This window comes from Rubellimicrobium thermophilum DSM 16684, from assembly GCF_000442315.1.
In the GTDB taxonomy this organism is placed as follows: domain Bacteria; phylum Pseudomonadota; class Alphaproteobacteria; order Rhodobacterales; family Rhodobacteraceae; genus Rubellimicrobium; species Rubellimicrobium thermophilum.
In genome coordinates, this window is sequence record NZ_KE557320.1 from 416766 (window position 1) to 432967 (window position 16202).

The 16202-nt window shown below is 69.1% G+C and carries 17 protein-coding genes and 1 pseudogene; 6 read left to right on the plus strand and 12 right to left on the minus strand.

Translation table 11 applies throughout. The features are described 5' to 3' along the window. Positions 1-6: 6 nt before the first annotated feature. Positions 7-867, minus strand: coding sequence for a helix-turn-helix transcriptional regulator (locus RUTHE_RS03045; RefSeq protein WP_040645193.1), 861 nt, complete (start codon positions 865-867; stop codon positions 7-9). Between the two features lie 131 nt (positions 868-998). Here RUTHE_RS03045 and RUTHE_RS03050 point away from each other — a divergent pair, with 131 nt between their 5' ends. Beyond that, positions 999-1895, plus strand: a complete 897-nt coding sequence (locus tag RUTHE_RS03050; RefSeq protein WP_021096795.1) for a fatty acid desaturase — start codon at positions 999-1001, stop codon at positions 1893-1895. A 15-nt stretch (positions 1896-1910) separates the two neighbouring features. Here the strand turns inward: RUTHE_RS03050 and RUTHE_RS03055 are convergent, their stop codons facing one another. Beyond that, a complete protein-coding gene (locus RUTHE_RS03055; RefSeq protein ID WP_040645194.1) occupies positions 1911-2306 on the minus strand; it encodes a DUF983 domain-containing protein in 396 nt (131 codons plus the stop codon). Positions 2307-2517: 211 nt separating this feature from the next. Here RUTHE_RS03055 and RUTHE_RS15285 point away from each other — a divergent pair, with 211 nt between their 5' ends. The 4 genes from RUTHE_RS15285 to RUTHE_RS15290 are packed head-to-tail and all read left to right on the plus strand — an operon-like array spanning position 2518 to position 4545. Next, positions 2518-3105, plus strand: coding sequence for an EF-hand domain-containing protein (locus RUTHE_RS15285; RefSeq protein WP_021096797.1), 588 nt, complete (start codon positions 2518-2520; stop codon positions 3103-3105). Positions 3106-3164: 59 nt separating this feature from the next. Beyond that, a complete protein-coding gene (locus RUTHE_RS03065) occupies positions 3165-3767 on the plus strand; it encodes an RNA polymerase sigma factor (protein ID WP_040645198.1) in 603 nt (200 codons plus the stop codon). Beyond that, a complete protein-coding gene (locus tag RUTHE_RS03070) occupies positions 3757-4104 on the plus strand; it encodes a hypothetical protein (protein WP_021096799.1) in 348 nt (115 codons plus the stop codon). Before RUTHE_RS03065 ends, RUTHE_RS03070 begins: the two co-directional genes overlap by 11 nt. A 9-nt stretch (positions 4105-4113) precedes the next feature. Continuing rightward, complete coding sequence (locus RUTHE_RS15290) at positions 4114-4545, plus strand: periplasmic heavy metal sensor (RefSeq protein ID WP_021096800.1); 432 nt, start codon at positions 4114-4116, stop codon at positions 4543-4545. A 77-nt stretch (positions 4546-4622) separates the two neighbouring features. On the opposite strand, the gene argF is transcribed toward RUTHE_RS15290, so the two are convergent. From argF to RUTHE_RS15860, 10 genes and pseudogenes are all read right to left on the minus strand, one after another. After that, complete coding sequence (argF, locus tag RUTHE_RS03080; RefSeq protein WP_021096801.1) at positions 4623-5549, minus strand: ornithine carbamoyltransferase; 927 nt, start codon at positions 5547-5549, stop codon at positions 4623-4625. Between the two features lie 73 nt (positions 5550-5622). Next, positions 5623-6797: pseudogene (locus RUTHE_RS03085) on the minus strand (acetylornithine transaminase). Positions 6798-6957: 160 nt separating this feature from the next. After that, entirely contained in the window at positions 6958-7395 is a 438-nt protein-coding gene (gene dtd, locus RUTHE_RS03090) for a D-aminoacyl-tRNA deacylase (protein WP_021096804.1), read from the minus strand. Next, entirely contained in the window at positions 7392-8312 is a 921-nt protein-coding gene (locus RUTHE_RS03095; protein ID WP_021096805.1) for a carbohydrate kinase family protein, read from the minus strand. Before RUTHE_RS03095 ends, dtd begins: the two co-directional genes overlap by 4 nt. A gap of 7 nt (positions 8313-8319) precedes the next feature. Beyond that, the gene (locus RUTHE_RS03100) at positions 8320-9432 is read right to left on the minus strand and encodes a TFIIB-type zinc ribbon-containing protein (protein ID WP_021096806.1); all 1113 of its coding nucleotides are present in this window, start codon (positions 9430-9432) and stop codon (positions 8320-8322) included. Between the two features lie 103 nt (positions 9433-9535). Beyond that, entirely contained in the window at positions 9536-10663 is a 1128-nt protein-coding gene (locus RUTHE_RS03105; RefSeq protein WP_021096807.1) for an SPFH domain-containing protein, read from the minus strand. Positions 10664-10755: 92 nt separating this feature from the next. Beyond that, entirely contained in the window at positions 10756-11754 is a 999-nt protein-coding gene (locus RUTHE_RS03110; RefSeq protein WP_021096808.1) for a DUF2927 domain-containing protein, read from the minus strand. Positions 11755-11776: 22 nt separating this feature from the next. Further along, entirely contained in the window at positions 11777-12979 is a 1203-nt protein-coding gene (locus tag RUTHE_RS03115) for a toxic anion resistance protein (RefSeq protein ID WP_021096809.1), read from the minus strand. Beyond that, positions 12976-13905 (minus strand): 5-bromo-4-chloroindolyl phosphate hydrolysis family protein, encoded by a 930-nt coding sequence (locus tag RUTHE_RS03120; RefSeq protein WP_021096810.1) that lies wholly within the window; start codon positions 13903-13905, stop codon positions 12976-12978. The genes RUTHE_RS03115 and RUTHE_RS03120 overlap by 4 nt, the downstream gene beginning before the upstream one ends. Positions 13906-14106: 201 nt before the next feature. Further along, positions 14107-15633: a pseudouridine synthase gene (locus RUTHE_RS15860; protein WP_021096812.1), complete on the minus strand. Its 1527-nt coding sequence runs from the start codon at positions 15631-15633 to the stop codon at positions 14107-14109. Positions 15634-15710: 77 nt separating this feature from the next. On the opposite strand from RUTHE_RS15860, the gene RUTHE_RS03130 reads away from it, so the two are divergent. Then, positions 15711-16166 carry a nucleoside deaminase gene (locus RUTHE_RS03130; RefSeq protein ID WP_021096813.1) on the plus strand — a complete coding sequence of 152 codons (456 nt, stop codon included), beginning with the start codon at positions 15711-15713 and terminating at the stop codon, positions 16164-16166. Positions 16167-16202: the final 36 nt, after the last annotated feature.

Consider the following 16202-nt stretch of genomic DNA (forward strand, 5'->3'; position numbering starts at 1 on the left):
GTTCCCTCAGCCCAGGTTGCGGGCCAGTTCGTCGAGAACCGCGGGAAAGTCGCGCGAAGGGATCATGGCCTCGCGCACCAGCACATCGAAATGCCGGGTGAAGGCCTCCACGCGCGCCCGGTCGCGAAAGACGAGGTAGTGCTGCCCGATATACAGCGCCGCAAGCAGCGGTCCGAAGACCGTGAGCGGCGCCGAGAACAGCCGGCGCGCGTCGAAGAGATGGACCCGCAGCGACGGGTAGAGCTGATCGTGAAGCGCGATGACATGCTCCAGCTGCGCGCGGCGGAGGACGGGATCGAGCCCGCGATAGAGGCCTTCGCCCCTGGCGAAGCATTCCAGCTCCTGATAGGGCATCGCGATCTCGTAATCGGATCGCTGGCTGCGCATCCAGGCCAGCCGGTCCTCGCTGGCCCCCAGCGCCTGATCAAGGGTGCGGCCCTGGGTGGGCTCGGATTCCCAGCGCAGGATGGCGGGGGTCTTGAGCATGTCGGGCAGCCCGGCGGGAACATGCCGGATCTTGTAGCCGGCAGCCTCGCGGTGCCAGGCGAAGAGATGGTCGTCCACCAGGGCGCGGGGGGCCTCGGTCATCGTCAGGGCGGCCGCGACCAGATCGGCTGCGCGCTCCTGCCGGTCCGACAGACCGAGAAGCCAATCCGCCGACACCCCGAGGGCCTGGGCGCATTCGGCCGCAAGCTGGGCATTCGGCAGCCGGGTGAGGCCGGGGGTCAGCAGCTGCGAGATCGTGGAGCGGTCCACACCGACACGCCTTGCGAGGTCTGCCTGGGACAGGCGGCGTTCCGACAGCGCCGTGCGGAGCCGTTCGCGAAAGAGATCCGCCCTGTCCCGCTTGTCGAGAAAACTCATCAGTGATGTGAAAAATCTGCAGAAGGGATTTTCAGTTGCGCAGATGAGATCTCCCGCCGTCAAGGGGATTGCAGCACAGTCGCCCCGAATCCGGCGGGATCAGCCCCCGGATCGGCTGCATCACCATCACGACCATGAAGACGGGATCGGACCGGATCGAATGGCCAACCCTGGCCCTGCTGGCGTTCTGCTACCTGCTCTGGGCGCTGGCGGTCTTCGTTCTTGCCCCTGTGGCTCTCTGGCTTGCAGTGCCCCTTGCGGCCTGGAGCATCGCCCAGCATTCATCCCTCTGCCACGAGGCCATTCACGGACATCCCACCCGGAATCCGACGGTCAATGCCGCGCTGGTCTTTCCGGCGCTGGCCCTTGTCATTCCCTATGGCCGCTTCCGCGATACCCATCTTGCCCATCATCGCGATGCCAATCTGACCGATCCCTATGACGACCCGGAATCGAACTATCTCGCCCAACGCGACTGGGACAGCCTGCCCGCCGCCCTGCGCCTGCTGCTGCGCGTGAACAACACGCTGGCCGGGCGGATGCTTCTCGGGCCGGTCATCGGGACCGTGACATGGACGGCCGGTGACATCCGGGCGATGATCCGGGGCGATCGGGCCGTCATCGCGGCCTGGATCTGGCACATCCCCGCCGTCCTGCTGGTTCTCGGCCTTCTCCGGCTCTCGCCGATGCCCTTCTGGGCCTATGGCCTGGCCGTCTATCTTGCCCTTTCGCTCCTGAAAATCCGCACCTTCCTCGAACATCAGGCGCATGAACGCGTCCGGGGGCGCACGGCCATCGTGGAGGATCGGGGGCCTCTGGCCCTGCTGTTCCTCAACAACAACCTGCATGTGGTCCATCACATGCATCCGCGCGTGCCGTGGTATCGGCTTCCTGCGCTCTATCGCGCGAATCCTCAGCGCTATCTCGGGGTCAACGGGGGCTACCGCTATCGGTCCTACGGCGAGATCTTCCGGCTCTATCTCTGGGCCGCCAAGGATCCCGTCCCGCATCCGATCCTGCGCCGCGACTGATGCGCGGGGCGATCCTCATTCGCCTGTCGCGTCGCCGAAACCGTGCATCCGTCTCGCCCACTGGAAGGCGACGATCGCGCCCTTGAAGCGCGGCAACAGCCAGAGCGCCATGGCCACGGCCGCCACCGTGAGGATCGTCGCAAGAACCAAGGGTTCGGGCCGGAACCAGACCCACAGGAGATGCATCAGCACCCCCAGGACATGCCCGACGACCAGGATCGTCAGATAGGCCGGCCCGTCATCGGCACGCTGGGGTGTCAGATCCTCTCCGCAGGACGGACAGGTGTCGGCGACCTTGAGATAACCATCGAACAGATGGCCCTGTCCGCAGCGCGGGCAACGCCGCAGGAAACCGCGCCGCAGCGCAGGCCAGGTCTCACGTTCGCCGTTTTCCATCGTCGGGGCAGCCATCGGACAGGGTTCGGACATCGGAACTCCTCGCGAAGGATCGCGATGGCCTGATCTGGACCCGCCCGGCGGTTTTGGAAACCCCCTGCGGCCTGTTGCGGCGCCATGTCGCTGCGCCCCGGTCACGAGATCGTGCAGGCGCGACGGAAAGGCCGGAAGGGGTCGTGTCAGGGCTGTCGGTGACATGATCACCACAGGATGAGAGGTTGGATCCATGCGAAGGACGATGATCACGGCGGCCCTCATGGCCCTCGGTCTGGGCGGTGCGGCCATGGCCCAGGATGCGCCGGCCGAAACCCCTCTGGCCGATGCGCCCGCCGGCGAGGCGATGGGCCCCATGGCCGGACCGGGCTGGATGGGCCATCCCGGAGGCCGTCGGGGTTTCGGGCGGGGCGGCCCCTTCGGCCATGGCGATGGATGGGGGCCGGGCGATCTGCCCAACATGGCGCCCCTGGCCCATGAATTCTACGATACCGATGGCGACGGCCGCATCACGCGCGAGGAGATCGAGGCCCGCAAGGCCCAGCGTTTCGCCGAGGCCGATGCGAACGGCGATGGCGCCCTGTCGCCCGAGGAGCTGGTCGCGCTCGAGGAGGCGATCCGCCAGGAGATGCGGCTTGCCCGCGCGACGCGGCAGATCGCGCGCATGGATGACAACGGCGACGGGCTGCTCCAGGCCGAGGAGCTCGAGGAACGCACTCCCCGGTTGGCGCCGATCTTCGACCGGCTGGATGCGGATGGTGACGGTGCGCTGACGGTCGAGGAACTGGGTGCCGGTCGTCCCGGCCGGTCCGGCGGCTGATGGACGGGATCCGGGGCGGGGCTGCCTGCCCCGGATCGCTTCTGGACAGACGGGCCCTGATGGGTCAACACGCGCGCGCGATGATCGAAGCGGGGCTCGATGAGGCCGGAGAGGCCGAAGCCATGCTGCTGACCGCTTTTGCGGCCGGCGATCGCGTGGCAGCCCGCCGCCTGGCCGATCGGCTTGTTCCCCGGGCGCTGTCCCTGGCGTTCCGGATGCTCGCCGACAGGGCCGAGGCCGAGGATGTGACGCAGGAGGCGATGATGCGGCTCTGGCGCGCGGCGCCGGACTGGAGAACGGGCGAAGGGCGGGTGTCCACCTGGCTCCACCGTGTCGTGGTCAATCTCTGCATTGACCGTCTTCGGCGCCGGCGGGAAACGGCGCTTGCGGAGGTGCCGGAGCCCCCGGATCCTGCGACCCCCCCGGCCGAGCGCCTGGATCAGGCGGCACGACTGCGGGCCCTGTCCGATGCCCTTGCCGGGCTGCCCGAACGCCAGGCTCAGGCGGTGGCGCTGCGGCATCTGGAGGGCCTGTCGAACCCCGAGATCGCCGCGATCATGGGGATCGGGGTGGAGGCGGTGGAATCGCTGACGGCACGCGGGCGCCGGGCGCTCGCCGCGGCACTGGCAGGACGCAAGGCGGAGCTGGGCTATGAAGACTGAAGACGGCTGGCTCGAAGAATTCCTGTCCGAGGCGCGCGCGCAGCAGCTCGCGCCGTCGGAGACGCTGATGGCCCGCATCCTCCATGATGCGGACAGGGTGCAGCCCGCTTTGCCCCGGACGCCGCAGCCGAGGGCAGAACGCCCCGTCCGACTCTGGTTTCGCGCGCTCGGGGGCTGGGCCGGCTTCGGAGGGCTGGCTGCTGCTGCCGCCACGGGTTTCTGGATCGGATATCTGCCGCCCGATGTGCTGGCCCCCTATGTTCCCGTTCTGGGTGCGGAGGATGCCTCATCGCTGGGCCTCGGGCTCGATGATCCGCTTGCCCTTCTGGAGCCATGAGAGGCCACCATGCCGTCCACACGTCTCCTCCGCCTTGCCCTGATTGTCTCGCTCCTGCTCAATCTGGTTGCGCTGGGCATCTTTGCCGGCTCGGTCATCGGGGGTCGCCCGCCGCCGGGACCGGACGCCGGGCTGGGGCCCCTGGCGGGCGCGTTCGGCCCCGAGGATCGCCGCGCCCTGCTGCGCGATCTGCGCCAGCGCCGGGACATCCGGCCGCCTGACCGCGCCCTGCGCGAGGCGACGCTGACCACCCTGATCGAGGCCCTGCGCAGCGATCCCTTCGATCGCGATCTGGCCCGCGCGGCGATCGAACAGCACGCCGCCCGCATCGAGCAGGCCGAAGCCGCCCTGCGCGAAGCCTTCATCGAGCGCCTGGCCGCAATGGACCCGGCCGAACGGCAGGCCCTGGCCGAACGGCTCGAATCGGCGCGCCATCGCTGACCGCCGGGGCCGCGGCTGCTGCCTGGCTGCGGCCTTCCATGCGGCCCTCCGGTGACCCCGGCCGGTCTGTCCTGCCCCTACACGCCCAGGCACCAGCGCATCACCGCCTTCTGCGCGTGCAGGCGGTTCTCGGCCTCGTCCCAGATGACCGATTGCGGCCCGTCCATCACGGCGCTGGTCACTTCGTCCTCGCGATGGGCAGGCAGGCAATGCATGAACAGGGCGTCGGGCTTGGCCGCGGCCATCAGCCTTTCGTTGACCTGATAGGGACGAAGCTGGTTGTGGCGCCGCTCGCGCGCGCTTTGCGGATCATGCATGGAGACCCAGGTATCGGTGACGACCAGATCGGCCCCGGCCACGGCCGCGAAGGGATCGCGCAGGATCTCGACCCGCGACCCCTTCCGGCGTGCAAAATCCAGCGCCTCGGGATCGGGGTCGAGCGGCTCGGGCCCCGTGAAGGTGATGTCGAATCCGAACTGCCCGGCGGCATGGGCCCAGGAATGGAACACGTTGTTCCCGTCTCCGGACCAGACGACCTTGCGTCCGCGGATCGGTCCGCGATGTTCCTCATAGGTCATCACATCGGCCATGATCTGGCAGGGATGGGTGCGGTTGGTCAGGCCGTTGATGACGGGAACCGTCGCATGTTCGGCCATCTCGTGCAGGACCGCCTCCTCGAAGGTGCGGATCATGATGAGATCCACATAGCGGCTCATGACGCGGGCGGTATCGGCGATCGTCTCCCCATGGCCAAGCTGCATGTCCGCTCCGGACAGGACCATCGTCTGCCCGCCCATCTGCCGCACGCCGACATCGAAGCTCACCCGCGTGCGGGTCGAAGGCTTCTCGAAGATCAGGGCCACCATGCGGCCCGCCAGAGGCTGTTCGTCGTCCGGGGCGCCCTTGGGGGCTCCGTTGCGCGCGGCCTTCATGGCGCGCGCATGATCGATCATCGCCCGCAGATCGGCAGGATCGGTCCGGTGGATATCGAGGAAATGCTTCATGGGAATCACTGTGGTCGAGAGGCCGGAGGTTTTCCAGCCCCCGGCTGCGGGAGGCCAGGCGACGCTGGCCGGATCAGGCGGGGCGCAGCGAACCGGCCGCGCTGTCGAGCCGGCGGAGCGCCTCGCCGATCTCCTCATCCGTGATCGTCAGGGCCGGGAGAAGCCGCACCACATTGTCGGCGGCGGGCACGGTCAGGATGCGCGCGGCATGGCCGGCCTGCACGAAATCTGCCGGCGGCAGGCGCAGCCGCAGGCCCAGCATCAGGCCCGTGCCCCGGACCTCCTCGATCACCCCGGGATGGGAGGCCGCGAGCCCCTCGAGCCCCTGCCGGAACAGGGCCGCCTTGCGCCGCACCTCGGCCAGAAAGGTTTCGTCCATCGTCTCCAGGACCGCGGCGCCCACGGCACAGGCCAGCGGATTGCCGCCATAGGTCGATCCATGGCTGCCCACCGTCATCGCTGCGGCGGCGGCCTCGGTCGCCAGGACGGCGCCAAGCGGAAAACCTCCGCCGATGCCCTTGGCCACCATCATGATGTCGGGCACGATCCCCGCCCATTCATGGGCGAACAGCCGCCCCGTCCGACCCATCCCGCACTGCACCTCGTCGAGGATCATCAGCACGCCCGTTTCATCGCAGAGATCGCGCAGGCGCCTGAGAAAGGCATCGGGCAGGGGACGGATCCCGCCTTCGCCCTGCACGGGCTCGATGATCACGGCACCGACATCCGGCTCGCGCATCACCCTGTCCAGCGCGTCCCAGTCCCCCCAGGGAAGCTGGGTGAAACCCGGCAGCAGCGGCGCGAATCCCTTCGTCATCTTCTCGGAGCCGGCGGCGGCGATGGCGGCGGAGGAACGGCCGTGAAAGGCCCCTTCGAAGGCGAGGATGCGCGTGCGCTCGGGCTGTCCGGCCGCGTGCCAGTGACGGCGCGCCATCTTGACGGCCAGCTCCATCGCCTCGGTGCCCGAGTTGGTGAAGAAGACCGTATCGGCAAAGGTCCGCTCCACGAGCATGGCCGCCAGCCGCTCCTGCTCGGGGACGCGATAGAGGTTCGAGACATGCCAGAGCCGCTGCGCCTGCTCCGTCAGCGTCTTGACCAGGCGGGATGGGCATGGCCCAGGGCATTCACGGCGATCCCGGCTGCAAGGTCGAGGTGGCGCGTGCCGTCCTCGGCGATGAGCCAGGACCCTTCGCCCCGGACGAAGGCAAGGGATGCACGGTTGTAGGTGGGCAGCAGGACAGGAATCATCAGACAGAGCCGGAAGCATGAAGGCCCCGCATGGGGGGCGGATGGGAACGAACGGCGGACGGCCCCGCCGTTGCGGCAGGGCAGGGGCGTCAGCGTCGTCGGTTCAGTCCCGGTGCCATGGGCATCGCGTAGCGCGGGCCCGGGCGGGGTGCAAGCGGTCTCACGCCTCGATCCAGATCGTCACCGGCCCGTCATTGACCAGGGAGACCTTCATGTCCGCCCCGAAGCGGCCGCGCTGAACCGGGATGCCTTCGGCGGCCAGGGCGTCGGCGAAGGCCAGATAGAGCCGTTCGCCTTCGGCCGGAGGGGCGGCCGTGGAAAAGCCGGGCCGATTCCCGCGCGAGGTGTCTGCCGCCAGGGTGAACTGCGACACGACAAGAGCTGCCCCGCCCGTATCACGCAGCGAGCGGTTCATCTTGCCGGCCTCATCGCGGAAGATGCGCAGCCGGGCGATTCTGCCCGCCAGCAGGGCGGGTCTGGTGTCGTCATCCCCCTGCATCGCACAGACCAGGACCAGAAGCCCCGGACCGATGGCTGCGATCGTCTCGCCATCCACGCGGACGGCCGCCTCCGAGACACGCTGGACCAGTGCTCTCACAGCTCGTGGCTCCAGGGCGGATTGGCGCCGGGGCGACTCACGGTGACGGCGGCCGCCCGGACGCCAAGCTCCACCGCTTCCTGCAGGGCCGCCTCATCCAGGGAGCGCAGCGCCTCCTTCGACAGGCGCCCCTGACGCCAGAGCGCGACCAGCAGGCCGGCATTGAAGGTGTCCCCTGCGCCGACCGTGTCCGCGACATTCACCTTCGGGGCGGCGACATGCCGATGTCCCGCGGCGGTGTGGGCCGTCGCACCCTTTGCGCCTTCGGTGACGCAGACGAGCGCCGGCCCGCGGGCCAGAAGCCCCCGGGCAAGGTCATGGGTGTCCCCCGGTCCCATGAGCCAGTGCAGATCCTCGTCCGAGACCTTCACGATGTCGGCCGCTGCGATCATCCGCCCGAGGCGCCCGCGATAGGCGGCCTCGTCGGTGACAAAGCCGGGGCGGATATTGGGGTCGAGCATCGTCACGCGCTGCCCCGCTTCGCGGGCCTGCAGCGCCTCATAGGCCGAACCGCAAGGTTCGCCGACAAGCGAGATGCCGCCGAAGAACAGCGCGCCGACATCCGCCGGAATTGGCGGCAGATCCTCAGCCGAGAGCATCCGGCCGGCGGTGTTCTCGTCGTAGAAGGTGTAGGTCGCATGTCCGTCGCGCAGGCGCACGAAGGCCAGCGTCGTCGGCCGCGCGCTCACGACCGACAGCGAACTGTCCACATGGGATTGTGCCAGCCTCTCGCGCAGCACATCGCCGAACAGGTCCGAGGACAGGCCGGAGAAGAAACCCGCCGGCGCCCCGAGGCGCCCGACGGCGACGGCGGTGTTGAACACCGCGCCTCCGGCATGGGGGGCGAAGGCATCTTCGCCCTGCACCGTGACACGCGGGAGCATGTCGATCAGGGCTTCGCCGCAGCACAGGATCATGAGCACCTCATGGTGAGATATAACCGTTTTCGACACCCCACTGGTAACCCCAGCCGGCAAGACCGGCGAGAAGCAGTGCCGCCAGGATGGCAAGGGCAATCTTCCATCCGGACCAGGGCCGTTCGCCCTGCACCTTGCCTGTCTGGCCGTTGACGACAAAGCGGAAGCTGCGGTTCCGGTAGCGATAGGCGGCCATCCAGACCGGCAGGAGGACATGCTTGAAGGTCACATCGCGGATCTCGGTTGCCTTCTCGGTGATCCGCTGATGATCGCCCCCGATGTCGTGGCGGATGTCCTGTTCGATCACCCGGTCCATCTTCTCGCGCGCGATGACGAAACCTTCGCGCAGTCCCAGCTGGTAGCCTTCGGCCAGAAAGCCCGAGAGGTAATCGGGACGATAGGGGCGCAGCGCCGTCAGGTCCCACGGTTCGAGCGCATCGGTATGCGCCCGCGGCAGACCCTGCGAGGCAAGCACGAGGACATCGTCGAAGGCCCGTGCCACGCGGCCGCGCACCGCGCGCCAGCGGATGCGGATCTCGGTCACGGTGGTGGGCTTGCCGTTTCGGATCACCATGCGCGAGACGGTGTAGTTGTCGCCCCGCTGTCCCCGATAGGCCGTCTCGGTAGCGGCATCGAAGGTCCAGTAGGGAACATAGATGCCGGTCATGCGCCGTTCCGCGCGCGCATAGTCCTTCAGTCCGCCCGGCGCGAACCAGAGCTGGCCCAGCCACTCCCTCATCGCCCTGAGGGCCTGCGCCTCATCGAGGACGAAGGGGATGATCGCCGCCGGCCGGATATGCCGGTGGGTGCCGGCATGGGCTGCGACCAGCGGTGTGGCGCAGAAGGGGCAGGTCGTTGCCTGCACGCCTTCGGGGAATTCGGTCTGCGCGCCGCAGTTCGGACAGGCAAGGATGCGCGTCTCCTCGTGATCGGCCGCTTCCTCCATCCGGGCGAGGGTGGAGACGAAATCGATCTCGCGGAGCGCGTTCCGCCGTTCCGCGGCATCGCCTTCGGGGATGGTCTGTTCCTGCCCGCAATAGGGGCAGGTCAGGGTCGTCTGGCCGGGGGTGAAGAGGAGCTGGGCTCCGCAACTCTCGCAGGGAAAGCGGTGGTCCGACATTCTGTCCCTTGGCTTTCCCCCCTGACACGAGCCGAGTTATGAGCGACCGGCGCGCCTCTCGCAATGGGCAGGCCGGATCGACCGATCGGCCAGCGGTCGCGGATCAGGCCGCCGGGGGCGGAGGCGGGACCGCCGCGAAAAGGGTGGCAAGCGCAGGGATCTCTCCTGCGCGCTTCCAGCCGTCCTGTCCCGGTGTCCAGACATGCGTCTGCCGCGTCAGGGTGCCATCCTGCACCATGCGCATCAGCTCGCCCTGGCCGAAGGGGCCTCTGGTGGCCCCATTCTCCGCGATGTGCCACTGCGTGTCGACCGACGGGGGCAGAGGAGGCGGCGAAGGAGGCGGAACTGCCTGCCGTGTCTCCTGCGTGGCCGAGGGAGCCGCACCCCAGGGACCGGCGCCCGTCGCCATGCCGATCCCCATCCCCATGCCGAGGCCCGCCCCCATGCCGCCGCCGGGATTGGCGGCGGCGGCCGTCATGGCCTCGGCGGCGGAATACTGCTGGTATTTCGACAGATCGCCCACGATTCCCATCGAGGTCCGCTTGTCCAGCGCCCGTTCGACCGCCTCGGGAAGAGAGATGTTCTCGATGTAGAATTCCGGGATGGACAGGCCGTATTGCGCGACTGTCGGCGCGATGGCATCGGCCACGATCCGGCCCAGATCCTTTGTGTTCGCGGCCATGTCGAGCACCGGGATCCCCGATCCGGCCAGCACGCGCGAGGCCTCCTGCACGACGATGTTGCGGATCTGGTCCGAGACATCGGCCGTCGTGAACTCGCCCGAGGTGCCGACGATCTCCCTGACGAACAGACCCGGATCGGTCACACGCATCGCATAGGTGCCGAAGGCGCGCAGACGCACGGGGCCGAATTCCGGGTCGCGCGTCGTGACCGGGTTCATCGTGCCCCATTTGAGATTGGTGAAACGCGTCGTGTTGACGAAATAGATCTCCGACTTGAAGGGCGACTGGAAGCCGTGGCTCCAGTGCTGGAGGCTCGTCATGATCGGCATGTTGTTCGTCTCGAGCCGGTAGAGCCCCGGCCCGAAGACATCGGCAAGCTGCCCCTCATGGACAAAGACGGCGGCCTGCCCCTCCCGCACGGTCAGCTTGGCGCCATACTTGATCTCATGCCCGTGGCGTTCGAAGCGCCAGACCATCCGGTCCCGGCTGTCCTCGGTCCAGGCGATGACGTCGATGAACTGGCCGGAAAGGAAATCGAAGATGGGCATGTCGCCGCTCCGTCCTGTGCGCGATGCCGGGGCGGCGGCCCCGGACGCTGGATGATCTCATATAGGAGTAGGCCCTGCGCGACGCCAAGGGTTCAGCTCGGACCGGGGCCTATCAGTTCGGTGGCAATGCGTTTCACGATCGGTTCGGCTTCCTCTAGGGTCATGCCGGAACGCAGCCGCCGGTCGTAGAGGATGCGCAGGAGAAGCTCGTCATGCCGGGTGAGCAGGGCGAATTCCTCGTCGTCGTTGAAGATGGACGGACGCGCATAGGGACTGTCATTGGCCAGCCCCATGCCCTGGGCCAGCTCTTCATGGATGCAGGCCGTTCGCAGCAGGCTGGGATGCTCGGCGCGGATCAGGGCGACCGCCTTTCCATAGCCCGTCTGCCCTGCCTCTCCGAAGGCGATGACAAGGCACAGCGTCGAACGCGGCAGGTTCGTGAAGGCGCGCACCGAACTGTCGGCGATGCCGGGAACGAGGCTGCGCAGCTGCGGTCCGAAGGCACGGCGCTCATCTTCGGACAGGATCGCGACATGGAAATTGCCCCCGCTTTCGACCAGGGTGATCGGCACGCCGGTCAGCCGCGAAAGCCTTGCGGCATAGGCGGCAATGCTGCTGCGGTCGCGCGCGGCCTGTTCGGGAGAGACCGAAGCGCCGAACAGGATCTGCATGAGGATCGGCTGTTCCCAGCGGCGGAGAGGCGATTGCCGCGCCTGCGCGACCATCGTGCCGGCATTGCCTTCGCTGTATTCGTCAAAGAAGGCGATACGCAGGAAATTGCGTGCCAGCATCGTGTCGGTAAAGGGGGTGTCCGCCCCGCCTCCATCCCCCCGCAGCAGACCCTGCCTCAGCAGATCGGCCTGAAGCCGCCGGTAATAGAGCGCCAGTGCATTGCTCTGCTCCGATGGAACGGCGGGCGATGCCGAGGGCGCAGGGGGCACGCTGGACCGGGGAGGCGAAGCAGGCGGGGCCGGCGGATCCGCCTCCTCTTCGGGGGCGGGGGGCGTGGGTGCAGGCGGCGGATCCTCTCCGCAGCCCGACAGGAGCAGGAGGGCCGCCAGAAGGGCGGTCAGGGCATGGGCGTGTCGCAAGATCCCTCCCGTCACGTCGGCATCACGCCTGCTGCGCTCTCGCCGAGGCGGTCCCGCCGCCGGTTCCGAGGCCATGCGATCGCGCTGCGGCCAGCGCTGTCTTCAGTTCGGCCTCCATGCGCGCCAGCTCTTCCTCGGCGGCCGCACGGCGGGCCTTGCCTTCATCGGCGATCTGGAGGCTTTCCTCGATGGTCGCGATGAGAGCCGCGTTGGCGGCACGCACGGCTTCGATATCGAAGACGCCGCGTTCCATCTCTTGCCTTATGGTGCGATTGGCCTGGCGGAGATTCTCGGCGTTGCGGGTCAGCAGCTCGTTGGTCAGGTCCGTCGCGTCCCGCACCGCGGCGGCGGCCTCCGCGGAACGCTGGATCGTCACTGCCTGCGCAAGCTGCGTCTCCCACAGCGGCACCGTGTTGACGAGGGTCGAATTGATCTTCGTCACCAGGCTCTTGTCGTTTTCCTGAACCAGCCGGATCGAGGGCAGCGACTGCATGGTCACCTGCCGCGTCAGCCGGAGGTCGTGCACCCGCCGTTCGAGATCGTCACGCGCCGAACGCAGATCGCGCAGCTCCTGTGCCTTCATCACGGCTTCATCCCCGGTGGCGGCCCTGGCTTCGGCCTCCCTGGCCGGGATGATCGTGTCATCCAGCTCCTTCAGCCGGGCCTCGCCCGCGGCGATGTAGAGCGCCAGTTCGTCATAGAAGGCCAGTGTCCTGTCATAGAGCCGGTCCAGGGCCTCGATATCCTTGAGCAGCTGATGCTCATGCCGCAGCAGATCGTCGGTGATGCGGTCGATCTGGGTCTGGACCTCCTCGAAACGGGCCTGGAACTTCGCGATGGGGGCCATGCGGCCGGTCAGCCTCTCCCACAGGCTGCGTTCGCGCCGCAGGTCGAGCTCTTCGGCGGAAAAGCCGCGGATCGCCGCAACGATCGCCCGGAGGGATTCGCCGGCCGGGCCCACATCCTTGTTGCGAACCCCTTCCAGCATCGCCTGGCTGATCTGCTGCAGATCGCTCTGCGCCCGGGATCCGAAGCCGACGATGGACCTTGTGTCGGACAGGTCGATCTCGGCCATCCGCCGACGGATTTCCGCGGCGCGGGCGGGGTCTGCCTGTTCGATGGACACCACCTCGGCGGCCGGCGCCGGCTCGGGCAGGATGGTCTCCGTCACCTTCCGGGCTTCGGCGAGCGTTGCCTTGGCGGCTTCGCGGACGCTGTCGCTCATGCCTTTCTCCCCTCGTTAGGGCTGACACCCTCGCGCTGCAGCCGTTCGCGCAGGACCGTGATCTCGATGTCCAGCGCTTCGCGACCTCCCTCGATCAGCCTGCGCGTCGCCCCTGCATAATTCGCCTCCAGATCACCGAGCAGGGCCTCGTAGTCGGCCCGCGCCCGGGCGTCGCGGCTGCGGCGATACAGATCGACGAAGCGGACCGTCGCATCCCGCGCCCCCATCAGATAGACCCCGAGATAGCGCCGCGCCTCGCCCAGATCGCGCGGGTCCTCCTCCAGGGTGCGGATCATCCGGCGGGCGACCGCCTCGAAACCGGCGACCCGCATTGCCAGTGCCCGGTCGCCGAGCGTTCCGATCTGCTCGCGGATCGTGGCGAGATAGCCTTCCGCTTCGGTCGCGAGGCGGGCCGCTCGGTCCTGCTGATGGCTGTCGATTCCCGGGATGCGCTTGTCGTGCAGGGGGTCGATCCCGAAGGCCGCCAGATGCAGCCCTCCCGCCGCGAGCCCATAGAGCAGGCCGCCCAGGGGCTCGATGCCGTGACCCATGGTGGCCAGGGCGGTTCCCGCCGCCGCCAAGAGCGCCGCGAGGATCTTGCGCGGCAGGGCGGGACGCCGGGCGGCGGGGCGCGCCTCATGGGCGGCCTGTGCGCGCAATCCCTCGCGCAGAAGCCAGGCCCCCAGGGCCAGCATGACCGCCGCGCCAAGGCACAGCAGCAGCGAGAGGGGATCGCGGAACAGCCCCGCGAAGGCCGCGACGACCGGCGGCACGAAGAGCAGATTCGCGCGCGCCCCGGCCGCGTCCACGCGCCGCGCCTCGGTCAGGGCCTCGCGCGTGGCCTCCGCCTGCGCAGTGCCCTGCGGAGTGCGAGGGGACGGCCTGCCTCCGGGGCTGTAGGGTCCGCCGAACCGTTCCGCCGCCATCACGACCCCGCAAGGCCGGGAAGGACCCCGCTGGCGGCACCCAGCAACAGCAGCAAGAGGACGGCATAAGCGACGGCACGGAAGGCAGCCGGCATGGAATCCTCCTGTCCGGGGGCGGTGCAGGCGCGGTCAGCGCCCGGAACGCCATCACCGCTGCCGCCAGGGCCACGGCCAGGGCCGCGAAGACCATCAGAACCAGGATCAGCCGCACCATGCCTCATTCTCCCCGAGTGCCGCGGGCGCGGCAAGCGCAAAGCTGCCGCGCTCCGAGGGCATCAACGTCCCGGGAAGAGCGCTGTTCCTGCTGCGCTCAGCCCTTGCGGGGGCCCTTGGGCCGCCCGCCGCCGGGCCGCCCGCCGGATGTCCGCGGTCTGCGGGATGGGCCGCCGGGCCTGCCGCCGCCCGGGCGTTCCGGTCCGCGGGGTCTGCCAGGGCGGGCCCCTGCGGGGGCGGCGCCGGCGGTCTTGGATGCTGCGCCCTTGCGGGCGGATGTCCTGCCCTCCCGGACTGACCGGCCCCCCGAAGCTGCCGCGGGGTCGCGGTTCGGTTGCGCATCGCCCGTGCCCGATCCGGCCCCGGCATCGGCTGGCCGGCTCCGGGACCAGCGGGGCTTGCGCTCGCCCGGTTCGCTGCGGGGGCTGCGGGGCCCGGCAGCCTTCGGAGGGGCCCCGGCCCGTCCTCCTTCGCGCCCGGTCCGCGATCCCGCCCCGGCGGCGCGCGACGCCTCCTGTCCGCTGCGCGGCTTGCGCGGAGCGGGGGCAGGCGTGGGGCCGGTCTCGGGCGGCTCCTCGGGCCGCAGCCAGGTCTTCGGGCGGCGGAAGGGGGCCTCGCCGGGCGGCGGACAGCCTCGGTCGTCCCGGCGGTTCCGCTGTCTTCGCCGGTGTCGCCGCCGGCCGGCTCCGCGGCCGGCCCGGTGGCCGTGCCGCCCTTGCGCCGCCGGCTCGGCTCGGGCCTGGGCACCGCAAGGCCGAGCTGCTCCCGCACGACCCGCGGCTTGACCTCCTCCACCTCGCCCACCGGCAGATCGCCGAGCTGGAACGGCCCATAGCTGATGCGGATGAGCCGGTTCACGGTCACGCCCAGATGCTCCATGACGCGCCGGATCTCGCGGTTCTTCCCTTCACGGAGCGCCACCGTGAACCAGGAATTCGCCCCCGTCTGCCGGTCGAAGGTGATCTCCATCGGCTGATATTCGATGCCGTCAACCGTGATGCCCGCGCGCAGCCGGTCCAGATCCGCCTCGGACAGCGTCCCGTGCACCCGGACACGATAGCGCCGTGTCCAGCCTGTCGCCGGCAGTTCCAGCTTGCGCTTCACCTCGCCGTCATTGGTCAGCAGCAGCAATCCTTCCGAGGTCAGGTCCAGCCGCCCGATCGACATCACCCGAGGCATGTCCTCGGGCAGCGAGTCGAAGACCGTCGGCCGCCCTTCCTCGTCCTTTTCCGTGGTCACGAGGCCCGCCGGCTTGTGATAGAGCCACAGCCGCACCGCCTCGGGCGGGGGCACATCCACCCCGTCCACGGCCAGCCGGTCCTCGGGCCGGACATTGATCGCGGGCGAGGTCACGATCGTGCCGTTGACGCTCACCCGGCCCGCGATCACCATGCGCTCGGCATCCCGGCGCGAGGCGACCCCCGCGCGTGCAAGAGCCTTGGCAATGCGTTCGCCCTCCTCCGGTGCGGGAAGGGGACGGGCGGGCTCGGCGGGGCTGTCGTCATCGGTGCTCATGCGCGGCCCTTACCTCTTGCGCTGTGCGCACGCCAGTGGGACTTGCCTGCCGCAGCCGGTCCTGCCACCACCCGGCCATGCCGTTCCTCTCTCATATGGGGGCCGCGCTCGAGGCGGCCCGTCAGGCTGCCGCCCGGGGCGAGGTGCCCGTGGGGGCCGCCGTGGCCGATCCGGCCGGCCGGCTCGTCGCCGTTGCCTCCAACCGCACCCGGGAACTGCACGATCCCACCGCCCATGCCGAGATCCTGGCGCTGCGTGCTGCCTGCGCGGCCGCCGGCAGCGAACGCCTGCCCGGATATTCGCTCTGGGTCACGCTCGAACCCTGCCCGATGTGTGCCGCGGCCATCGGCCTGGCCCGCATCGCGCGGCTCCATTTCGGGGCCCCGGATCCCAAATCCGGGGGGGTCCTGCATGGCCCGCGCCTCTTCACCCATCCCCAGCTGCATCACCGACCCGAGATCTATCCCGGCATCGCCGAGGCCGAGGCCGCCGCCCTCCTGCGCGACTTCTTCGCCAGCCTGCGGGAGAGTTGATCGTCCTGCCACTGGCGACTCGGGCGGCCGCTCTGC